The 3,058-nt window shown below is 34.9% G+C and carries 3 protein-coding genes; all 3 read left to right on the forward strand.

The features are described from left to right. Nucleotides 1-573, forward strand: a 573-nt coding sequence (locus tag ABWO41_RS17140; protein WP_353140656.1) for a T9SS type A sorting domain-containing protein, incomplete at its 5' end; no start/stop codon positions are given. Between the two features lie 245 nt (nt 574-818). Then, nucleotides 819-2,426, forward strand: a complete 1,608-nt coding sequence (locus tag ABWO41_RS17145; protein WP_353140659.1) for an endonuclease/exonuclease/phosphatase family protein — start codon at nt 819-821, stop codon at nt 2,424-2,426. 145 nt (nt 2,427-2,571) lie between these two features. Then, nucleotides 2,572-3,058, forward strand: a 487-nt coding sequence (locus ABWO41_RS17150) for a hypothetical protein (protein ID WP_353140662.1), incomplete at its 3' end; no start/stop codon positions are given.

The following is a 3,058-nucleotide window of genomic DNA, read 5'->3' on the forward strand; positions in this document are numbered from 1 at the left end:
GGTGTTGCTTTTGCCCCTGTTGCTATATCAACTCCGGTAAAACTAAATTCATTTACCGGAAAAGCACTAACAGAAGGCGTACAGTTAAGCTGGACAACAGTATCAGAAAAAAATAATGCCCGTTTCGAGATTCTTCGTTCAGAAGATAATAACAACTTTTCTGTAATAGGTGCTGTCGATGGAAATAACAATTCAGAAAGAATAATTTATTATTCTTTCCTGGATACCAATCCTTTAAAAGGAACTAACTATTACCAGCTTCGTCAGGTAGATTATGACGGTAAATCAGAAAAATCTGCTGTAATTACAGTTAATGTAAATGGACAGCCGGTAGCATTAACCGCCCACTTAACAAAGACTAATGAGCTGGAGGTATTTTTATCTGCCAGAGAGGGAAGCAAAGCAGACTTATATCTGACAGATATTTCCGGTAAAGTATTCGTTTCTGAAGATATACAGTTAAATAAAGGACCGAATAGAAAATCTGTTCCTGTAAAAAATCTTGTTCCGGGGGTATATGTCGTTACACTGATATCCGGGAATGAGAAAGTAACCGTAAAGGTATTTAAATAAGATCAAATGCTTTGTCTATGAAAAATATATAGTAAAGAAAATGCACTGGCAATATAATTAGCTAGTGCATTTAAAGCCGAAACCAATTCAATAAACCGAATATACAGGCAAGAAATTGCTATGCCGTTCCCTCCATAATAAATCTTGTTCAGCTTCTGCAAGTCGGTTTAAAGATTAAGAGAAATTAAAGATTATAAATGATGAAATATTAATCAATCAATTGTTAACTATTAATTTTTTAAACTATGAAAATCAATTGTCACCAACTTCTAGTTGCTGGAATAATAAGTTTCAGCCTGATTTCCTGCGCTGAACCACAAGAGACAGAAATTTTATCACTAACGGGATTAAATGAAAAAAGCGGTGCCGAAACACAGGCTCTGACGGGAACTATTAAAGTCATGAGTTACAACATCCATCAGGGAATAGGCCCTGCTCCGGCAAAGATTTATAATCTCAAAAAAACAATTCAGGTAATTAATGAGTCGGGAGCCGATGTAATTGGGCTAAACGAAGTTTTAAACAAATGGACTTCGGTAAGTAATAATGAGAACCAGCCTGATAGCATTAAAAAGTATTGTACAGCCTATCCATATAGGATTTATCAGGCGAGTAATACACAAGCAGATGGGGGGACTTTTGGGAATATGGTTTTGAGTAAATATCCTATCGAAGCCAGTTATACAGAAATATATACTGATAAAAGCCCGGATGAAGGTTATCCTTATAAAGGTTTTTTAGAAGTTAGAATAAATAAAGGCGGGAATACTTTTCATTTTTATGTGACTCATTTAATTCTTCCCACCTATCCTACATTACAAACGGGCCAGATAAATCAGCTTATCAAAAGATCGAGGAAAGTTGGTGGGCCTAAAATAGTTTGCGGAGATTTGAATATTTTGCCTAATTCGACACAACATGCGACGATAGCAGCAGAATTTGCAGATCCTTTAGGTACCAGCTTGACACCTGCAACTTTTTCTACAAATGGTTATAAAAATGATCGCCTCGATTATATACTTGGCCAGAAAGTTACTTTTACTAATGTAGCTCCCAAAAATGATGCATTAACATTAATTGCTTCAGATCATTTTCCTTTACTGGCAACTGCTACATTAGATTTCAGGACTTTCAAATACATGCAGTATAATATTAATCATGGAGAGAATATGAATGGTGTGTATGATTTACAGGCAATAGCAAATGTAATAAAAAGCTCAAACGCAGATGTTATTGCACTTAGTCAGGTTGACCGGTACTTTTCTTCTAGGAGTAATTATGATGATCAAATTAGATGGCTAGGAGAAACTTTAGGTATGTATTACAGATACCAAACCGTTCTTTCCTATCCTGCGACAACTGCATCCGGAGGACATTTAAGAAAATATGGACAAGGTTTTTTAAGTAAATTCCCATTTGATGAGACTCAGGAGGCAAGATACATTTATACAGCAGACCCGGGGGATGGCAATAAACAGGGGCTTTTAAGGACCCGTGTAAATATAAATGGAAATTGGGTAAATTTTTATGTGACATCTTTTGGAAGCGGGTCAACTGATAGGCTATCACAAGCTACAGAAGCAAAAAATTGGATAAATGCGGATAATGTAACATGGAAAGTATTAGGAGGAAGTTTAGATATTTCAAGAACTTCGGCACCTATGGTAACTATGTATAGCTTCCTGAGCGATGCTTTTGCAGGCGTTACCGCTTTTAATTATCCTTCAAATACACCTGTAAATCATCTTAATTATATTCTTACCAAAAATACGGTTACTACAAATAGTGCAACAGTTATCAATACACAAGCATCAAGATCAAGACCTTTGACATGTAATATTGTCCTAAATTAGATAATGAATAGGTCGAAATAATAAAATATTAAGCTTTCCTTTAATTCCTAAAATATTTTCTTTGGCTTATTTAAATCAATAAATTGCAAGACCTTAACGAAACACGTTAAGGTCTTGTTGTTTAGAATGGGTGGAGGTTGTACGTATGCGTAACATACATTTGTTAATATTCTTTTTAGCCATTGCTTTAATTTCCTGTACAGGGAGCAAGAAGCATTTCGAATGGGTAAAAGTGAACTCTTCAGCTTATTTACAAAATCAGCCTACACCGACAACAGACCAAAACTTAGAACCAAAAGAGATACAGATTACGGTTTATTTAAAGGAAAGATCAGCAGTAAATTATTTCGAAAAATCAGACGAATTTTTTAATCCTATTCCTACTGTTCCTGCGGATGGAAACCTAGACAAGAAACCTTTAATCACTTATAAGCGGTTAAAAACTAACCCAAATAATTCAGATTACATCTATAGAGATGAAGATATAGAAGAATCTAAACTCAATAGTGGACTTAAACGGTTAGAAAAAAACATCGCTACAAAAAATAGTCAAAGTATTAAAACCAGCAATAAAGAAGCGTCAGTAGAAGAAGAACAAGAATTATTTAATGACTCGACGAAACAGCTATTGT

The sequence above is a fragment of the Pseudopedobacter sp. genome, from assembly GCF_040392825.1.
Lineage (GTDB): Bacteria > Bacteroidota > Bacteroidia > Sphingobacteriales > Sphingobacteriaceae > Pseudopedobacter.

Excerpts from the sequence above, each read along its gene's own strand:
- ABWO41_RS17145 (WP_353140659.1), top strand. The coding sequence starts at position 819 with ATGAAAATCAATTGTCACCAACTTCTAGTTGCTGGAATAATAAGTTTC.